The organism is Flavobacterium sp., assembly GCF_044376915.1.
GTDB lineage: Bacteria > Bacteroidota > Bacteroidia > Flavobacteriales > Flavobacteriaceae > Flavobacterium.
The window spans coordinates 24,869-32,022 of sequence record NZ_JBILKB010000014.1 but is presented as its reverse complement, the minus strand read 5'-3'; the positions used below and the strand labels follow the sequence as shown (position 1 = coordinate 32,022).

Below are 7,154 nucleotides of genomic sequence, written 5' to 3'. Positions count from 1 at the left end.
GCTTCTCCCAATTTTATGGCAACATAGAAGATTATTGCGTTTTGGCCTTGCTTCCTTCCTATTTAGAACGTGAAGGGTCTTCATTAATTTATATGGTGAAAGATTTAATTGAGAGCAGCCGTCAGGAAGATTCAGGATTTTATTTAAACAATTACACCGAACTTGTAGCCAAATTACAAAAACTAAACAGAGAAGGACAAAACGTAATTTTAATCGGAGTCACCTATGCCCTCTTAGACCTCATCGAATATGCGCAATCCACTTCATTCCCTCTTGAAGGATTAGGGAGCAACCTTATCCTTATGGAAACCGGAGGCATGAAAGGCAAACGCAAAGAAATGATTCGCGAAGAATTGCATGCCCAACTGAGCGCCGGATTTGGCGTTTCAAAAATCCATTCCGAGTACGGCATGACCGAATTGCTTTCGCAAGCATACTCCATGGGCGATGGCCTGTTTGAATGCCCGCCCTGGATGCAAATTCTCATTCGTGATACCGAAGATGCTTTAACGTATGTTCCTGAGGGAAAAACGGGGGGCATCAACGTGATTGATTTGGCCAATATTAATTCGTGTTCCTTTATTGCCACACAAGATTTGGGCAAAAAATATCCCAACCATTCGTTTGAAGTGTTGGGACGTTTTGATCATTCCGATATACGGGGTTGTAATTTGCTGGTGGTTTAACCGTTGATTTGTTTGTTCGAATCTACAGCTTAAACAATTTTAATCACGTAATAATTTTTCTTTCCTTTTTGTAATAACAAGAATTGGTTATTGATTAAATCCGCAGATGTAATTTTATAATCTTCTGCTACTTTCTCTTTATTCAAAGAAATAGCATTCTGTTTTAATTCTCTACGTGCGTCACTGTTTGAAGCTAAGAAATTGGTTTTAGCAGAAAGTGCGGCAATCATATCCAATCCTTCGTTTAATGCTTCTTTTGAAATTTCAGCCTGAGGCACGCCATCAAATACTTCCAAAAACGTTTTCTCGTCTAACTTTTTCAATTCGTCCATAGACGGACTAAAGAAGGCGTTAGATGCAGCAATTGCGTTTTCTAAATCTTCTTTTGAATGCACCATCACCGTAATTTCCTCTGCCAAACGCTTTTGTAAAACACGAAGATGCGGCGCTTCTTGGTGGGTAGCGATTAATTGTTCGATAGTTCCTTTATCTAAAAAAGTAAAAATCTTGATGTATTTTTCGGCATCTACATCAGTAGCATTTAACCAAAATTGATAGAATTTATAAACCGAAGTTTTATCAGCATCTAACCAAACATTCCCTCCTTCCGATTTTCCAAATTTAGACCCATCGGCTTTGGTAATTAAAGGTGTAGTTAATGCGTAGGCTTTTGCTTTATCATCATTTCCAACATTCATTCTTCGCACCAATTCTGTCCCTGTGGTGATGTTTCCCCATTGGTCACTACCCCCCATTTGTAGCATACAATTATAATTTTTATTCAAATGGTAAAAATCGTACCCTTGAATTAATTGATATGTGAACTCCGTAAAACTCATGCCTTCAGCTCCTTCTTCTCCACTTAAACGTTTTTTTACAGAGTCTTTAGACATCATGTAGTTAACGGTAATCCGTTTTCCGATATCACGAGCAAAATCAATGAATGAAAAATCTTTCATCCAATCGTAATTATTTACTAGAATTGGTGCATTATTATCTTTCGCCTCAAAATCTAAAAAACGGGATAAAACACGCTTAATGCCTTCTACATTATGATTCAAAGTAGCTTCATCCAATAAATTTCTTTCATTAGATTTTCCAGAAGGATCACCTATCATTCCCGTTGCACCCCCAACTAATGCGATGGCTTTATGACCTGATTTTCTCAAGTGCATTAATAGAATGATCTGTACTAAACTTCCAATATGTAAAGAGTCTGCCGTTGGATCAAAACCAATATAAGCTGTTGTGGCTTCTTTTAGTAATTGCTCTTCTGTTCCAGGCATCATATCATGAAACAAACCTCTCCAACGTAATTCTTCTACTAAATTCTTCATTTTGTAATTTAATTTTAGCAAAGATAGTTTTTAGTTTAAAAGTTTAAAAGTTTTATTCACATTTCAAAAACAATTCTTCCCACATCTAGCTTCCAGCTTCCATCAAAAAACAGTAACTTTACCCCATGATTTTAGTTACAGGCGCAACAGGTTTAGTAGGCTCTCACTTACTCGTAGCACTTCTTCAAGAAAAAGAGGAAGTCAAAGCCCTATACCGATCCAATGCCCAAATAGAAAAAACAAAAAAAGTATTTGCACACAAAAACCAATTGGATTTGTTTGACAATATCCAGTGGGTTAAAGGTGACATCACTGACATTCCTTCCCTTGAGAAAGCTTTTGAAAAAGTTACACATGTGTACCATTGTGCCGCCGTAGTTTCTTTTGAACCGAGAGAAGAAGAGAACATTAGAAAAGTCAATATCGAAGGAACGGCCAATGTTGTAAATTGTTGCCTCGATTTTAAGATCCAAAAATTATGTCATGTGAGTTCGATTGCCGCTCTGGGCGATACCAAAGCACACGAAACCTTAATTACCGAAGCAACCGAATGGAACTTTGAAAAGCAACACAGTGATTATGCTATTTCTAAATATGGTGCCGAAATGGAAGTATGGCGTGGGTTTCAGGAAGGACTTGATGTTGTTATGGTTAATCCAGGCGTGATATTTGGTTATGGATTTTCAAACTTAGGGAGCGATCTTTTTGTCCAATGGGTAAAAAAACGTATCCCTTTTTACACGAAAGGCATTATTGGCATTGTGGGCGTACAAGATGTTGTCACTTCAATGATCACGCTTATGAAAAGTGAAATTTCTGGCGAACGTTTTATCGTAGTGGGAGAAAACTGTAGTTATAAAGAACTCTTTGATTGTCTGGCAACTTTAGTACAAACAAAAAGTCCATTTATTTATGCTTCTAAGTTCGTTACAGCACTTGCTTGGCGGTTCGATTGGCTTTGGGCGACTGTTACGAATAGTAAACGAAAATTAACGAAAGCTACGGCAGCTTCTTCACATGCTACGGCGCATTATTCTTCAGAAAAAATTCAATCAACAACAGGGATTACCTTTACTCCAAAGGAGACGTTTTTATTCGAGGTTTCTTAACAGGATCTTTCGTTTGGGGCAATAATTCGGTTTCTTTTTTTAATTCGTCAAGTCGATCTGTTACCTCTTGATGCATTTTTTTGTATTGCACAATATCTGCGGCATAATACCGCTGATTTTGGTAGTACGTTACACTATCAATAGCATATTTCTTATAAATATAGGTGTTAATATTGATATTATTTTGCGTCAATTTATAGGACAAAACACCATCTGCAGCTTGCAAAACTGATAAATCAAACAAAATGTCAGTCATTACATCCTTTTCCAACAAACGATCTGGTTTAGGTACCGGATTGTTGGAACAAGATAACAAACTAATTGTACAAAAAATTAAAAAGGCCTTTCTCATTTATACTGTTCTATCAAATAACAATCTTTGTCCCGCTTTTTCTTCTTTCACTTTTCCATTTGCATAAACTAATTTTCCATTTACAAAGGTATGTGTTACACGTGATTTAAAATTATATCCTTCAAAAGGAGACCATCCACATTTGTATAATATATTTTCTTTTTTCACATTCCAAGGTAAATAAGCATTTACTATGGCAAGATCTGCAAAATATCCCACTTTAATAAATCCACGCTTTTCTATTTTGAATATTTTGGCCGGATTATGGCAAAACTTCTCCACAATTTTTTCTACCGAAATCTTTCCTTGGTGGTGGGCCTCAAAAAGAGCAACTAGAGCGTGCTGTACTAATGGCCCCCCAGACGGGCAGGTTGTATATGGATTTGATTTTTCCTCTAGGGTGTGGGGTGCATGATCCGTAGCAATAACATCAATGCGATCGTCTAGTAAGGCTTTCCAAAGTGCCTCTTTATCTTGTTGCGTTTTAACGGCAGGGTTCCATTTAATCAATGAGCCTTTCGTTTCATAATCGGCATCTGTAAACCACAAATGATGGATACAAACTTCTGCCGTAATTTGCTTTTGCTCCAGCGGAATTTTATTGGTAAATAAATCCAACTCTTTTGCAGTAGAAATATGAAAAACATGTAAACGTGCTCCTGTTTTTTTTGCCAATGCAATAACGCGTTGTGTAGAAACATAACAGGCTTCAACACTTCTAATTTCAGGATGTTTGCTTACAGGAATTTCATCCCCATATTCCTCTTTGAACTTAGCTAAATTATTTTTTACAATTTGTTCATCTTCACTGTGAACCGCAATCAATAATTTTGTGCTTGAAAATATTTTTTCCAAAGAAGCCGAACTGTCCACAAGCATATCTCCAGTTGAGGATCCCAAAAACAACTTTAAACCTGCAACGTTTCTTGGATTCGTTTTTAAAATCTCCTCCAAATTGTCATTTGTTCCACCCATCATAAAGGAATAATTGGCGTGGGAACTACTTGCTGCAATTTGGTATTTTTGTTCTAATAATTCCTGGGTCACAGCATTTGGAACCGTATTAGGCTGTTCAATAAATGAAGTAATTCCACCAGCAATAGCAGCTTTACTTTCCGTTTCGATGTTGCCTTTATGAGTTAATCCTGGCTCTCTAAAATGCACTTGATCATCTATAGCTCCTGGGATAACATAACTTCCTTCGGCATCAATTATGATACATTTAGAGGATTTAGGGCTAATCTTTTCAGCAATTTCTGTAATCCATTCATTTTCAATTAAAATATCACCTTCAAAAACGACACCTTCATTTACAATTTTAGCATTTCTAATTAAATATGTACTCATTATAGTCTATTAAATATTTTTCGTAATCGTAACATTATCACTCCAACAACCGCTTCACGAATAATTCCTCCGCTCATTTTTGATTGTCCTTTTGTTCTATCGGTAAAAATGATAGGCACTTCTTGAATCACAAATTGGTGAACAAAAGCTCTATATTTCATTTCTATTTGAAAAGCATATCCCACAAATTTAATTCGGTCCAAGTTTATTTTCTCCAAAACAATTCGCTTATAACATTTGAAACCTGCTGTCGCATCGGCTATTTTCATCCCTGTAATCATGCGCACATACACCGAAGCAAAATACGATAGTAATACGCGACTCAGGGGCCAATTCACCACATTTACTCCATTAGAATAGCGCGAACCGATGGCTACATCTGCACCATTTTCGCAGGCTTCTAACAATTTTTCTAAATCGGCTGGATTATGAGAAAAATCGGCATCCATTTCAAAAATAAAATCATAGCCTTTGGATAATGCCCACTTGAATCCGTGTACATAAGCTGTTCCTAAACCCGCTTTTTTTGTGCGGACTTCTATAAACAATTGCTCGGATTTTTGAACTTGCATCGCGCTAACTTTTTGAGCCGTTCCATCGGGTGAATTATCATCCACAATTAAAACATGAAAAGCTGTTGGCAATGCTAATACAGCATTAATAATTGCTTCTATATTTTCAATTTCGTTATAAGTAGGAATGATGACAATACCTTTAGCCATTTCAAGTATACTATTTTCGTGCAAAAATAAGCTATTTTGTGCGGAAATTTCTTAATAATTTTATAATAATCATTTTGATACAATTTTTTGTAATTTTACGCCATGAATGCAATTGAATTACACGAAAGAATTACCGAGAGCAAAGATTGGGCTGCCCTATTATTTGTACTTTGTTTAGGCATAGTTACCGTAAACAAATCGATTTCCTGGGTCCGGTTTTCAGAGTTTATTCGATTGGCTTATTCCGACAAATACAACAAAATTTACCGAGATAGTAGTAATTTACAAGATGGTTTTACAGTTTCGATGTTTTTTTTGCAGTTGATTTCATTTTCGTTTTTCATCTTATTGGTTATACAACAATTTGAAGCTCAAGAAAAAAACTCGTTCCTACTGTACATTCAAGTCTTTACTTTTTTGAGTGTTTTCATCTTATCAAAATTTTTGATCGAGAAAATTATAGCAACAGCTTTTAAAATTGAGGAGTTCAATGAGCAATTCAACTTACTAAAAGTAAATTATAGGACTTACCTGAGTTTGCTTTTATTGCCTATCAACATTATTTTATTCTACAACCCCATAACATCACATTTGTTTTTTTGGGTGCTGATCATCCTACTTTTTACTCTTAATGTGATAACGTATATCGTTGCATTGAAATTGTATCAAAATTTACTTTTACGCAAAATATTTTATTTTATTTTGTATCTTTGCACCCTTGAAATAGCCCCTTACTATTTCATTTATAATTGGTTTACAAAAAATTAGAGAGAAATTATGTCAAATTTGAAAGTGAAAACAATTTTAGTTTCTCAACCCGAGCCTAAAGTAGAAAATTCTCCTTATTTTGAGCTGCAGAATAAACTTAAAGTGAAAGTTGATTTTAGACCCTTCATACATGTGGAAGGTGTTCCTGCTAAAGAAGTAAGAGCTCAGAAAATCGATTTAAACAACTTTACTGCGATAATCTTAACCAGCAGAAATTCAGTAGACCACTTTTTTAGAGTGGCCGAAGAAATGCGCTATAAAGTACCCGAAGATTTAAAATATTTTTGTCAGTCTGAAGCAGTTGCTTTTTACTTACAACGTTATGTAGTGTACCGCAAAAGAAAAATATATGTTGGTCAAAAGGATTTTGCCGACTTATCGCCGCTGATTAAAAAATACAAGGACGAAAAATTCTTGTTGCCCTCTTCAGATCAATTGAATGCTGATGTACCGCCAACTCTTGACGCTTTGAAAGTTGAGTGGACCAAAGGGACTTTTTACAGAACCGTAATGAGTGATTTGTCTGACTTGAAAGATGTGTATTATGATGTCTTAGCATTTTTCAGTCCCACAGGTATTAAATCCTTGTTTAAAAATTTTCCCGATTTTAAACAAAACAATACACGTATTGCAGTTTTTGGAAGTACCACACAAAAAGAAGCATTGGAACACGGATTGCGCATCGACATTATGGCGCCTAGCCCAGGCACGCCCTCTATGACAGGAGCTCTTGAAAAGTATGTTGCCGAGGTAAACAAAGGAAAATAACAACTGTTATGTATAAACAAAAAAGTCCCGAAATTTTCGGGACTTTTTTGTGAATTAACTGTTTG

8 protein-coding genes are annotated in these 7,154 nt (G+C 35.8%); 4 read left to right on the top strand and 4 right to left on the bottom strand.

Annotated elements, in window-relative coordinates; translation table 11 throughout:
- Window positions 1–686 (top strand): acyl transferase (locus ACIQ6Z_RS02845; RefSeq protein WP_396209424.1); only part of this gene is annotated, 686 nt, incomplete at its 5' end.
- A gap of 29 nt (window positions 687–715) precedes the next feature.
- Here the strand turns inward: ACIQ6Z_RS02845 and tyrS are convergent.
- Complete coding sequence (gene tyrS / locus ACIQ6Z_RS02840) at window positions 716–2,023, bottom strand: tyrosine--tRNA ligase (protein WP_396209423.1); 1,308 nt, start codon at window positions 2,021–2,023, stop codon at window positions 716–718.
- Window positions 2,024–2,148: 125 nt separating this feature from the next.
- On the opposite strand from tyrS, the gene ACIQ6Z_RS02835 reads away from it, so the two are divergent.
- Window positions 2,149–3,132 (top strand): NAD-dependent epimerase/dehydratase family protein, encoded by a 984-nt coding sequence (locus tag ACIQ6Z_RS02835; RefSeq protein WP_396209422.1) that lies wholly within the window; start codon window positions 2,149–2,151, stop codon window positions 3,130–3,132.
- Here the strand turns inward: ACIQ6Z_RS02835 and ACIQ6Z_RS02830 are convergent.
- Genes ACIQ6Z_RS02830 through ACIQ6Z_RS02820 form a run of 3 tightly spaced genes read right to left on the bottom strand, consistent with a single transcriptional unit; the run spans window position 3,095 to window position 5,553 of the window.
- Window positions 3,095–3,484, bottom strand: coding sequence for a DUF4296 domain-containing protein (locus ACIQ6Z_RS02830; protein ID WP_396209421.1), 390 nt, complete (start codon window positions 3,482–3,484; stop codon window positions 3,095–3,097). The genes ACIQ6Z_RS02835 and ACIQ6Z_RS02830 overlap by 38 nt on opposite strands.
- Window positions 3,485–4,831, bottom strand: a complete 1,347-nt coding sequence (locus ACIQ6Z_RS02825) for a dihydroorotase (RefSeq protein WP_396209420.1) — start codon at window positions 4,829–4,831, stop codon at window positions 3,485–3,487.
- The gene (locus ACIQ6Z_RS02820) at window positions 4,831–5,553 is read right to left on the bottom strand and encodes a polyprenol monophosphomannose synthase (RefSeq protein WP_396209428.1); all 723 of its coding nucleotides are present in this window, start codon (window positions 5,551–5,553) and stop codon (window positions 4,831–4,833) included. The genes ACIQ6Z_RS02825 and ACIQ6Z_RS02820 overlap by 1 nt, the downstream gene beginning before the upstream one ends.
- A 102-nt stretch (window positions 5,554–5,655) precedes the next feature.
- Between ACIQ6Z_RS02820 and ACIQ6Z_RS02815 the strand changes: the two genes are divergently transcribed.
- On the top strand, window positions 5,656–6,321 hold the full coding sequence (locus tag ACIQ6Z_RS02815; RefSeq protein ID WP_396209419.1) for a DUF4271 domain-containing protein: 666 nt from the start codon (window positions 5,656–5,658) through the stop codon (window positions 6,319–6,321).
- 18 nt (window positions 6,322–6,339) lie between these two features.
- On the top strand, window positions 6,340–7,089 hold the full coding sequence (locus tag ACIQ6Z_RS02810; RefSeq protein ID WP_396209427.1) for a uroporphyrinogen-III synthase: 750 nt from the start codon (window positions 6,340–6,342) through the stop codon (window positions 7,087–7,089).
- The last annotated feature ends 65 nt before the right edge of the window (window positions 7,090–7,154 follow it).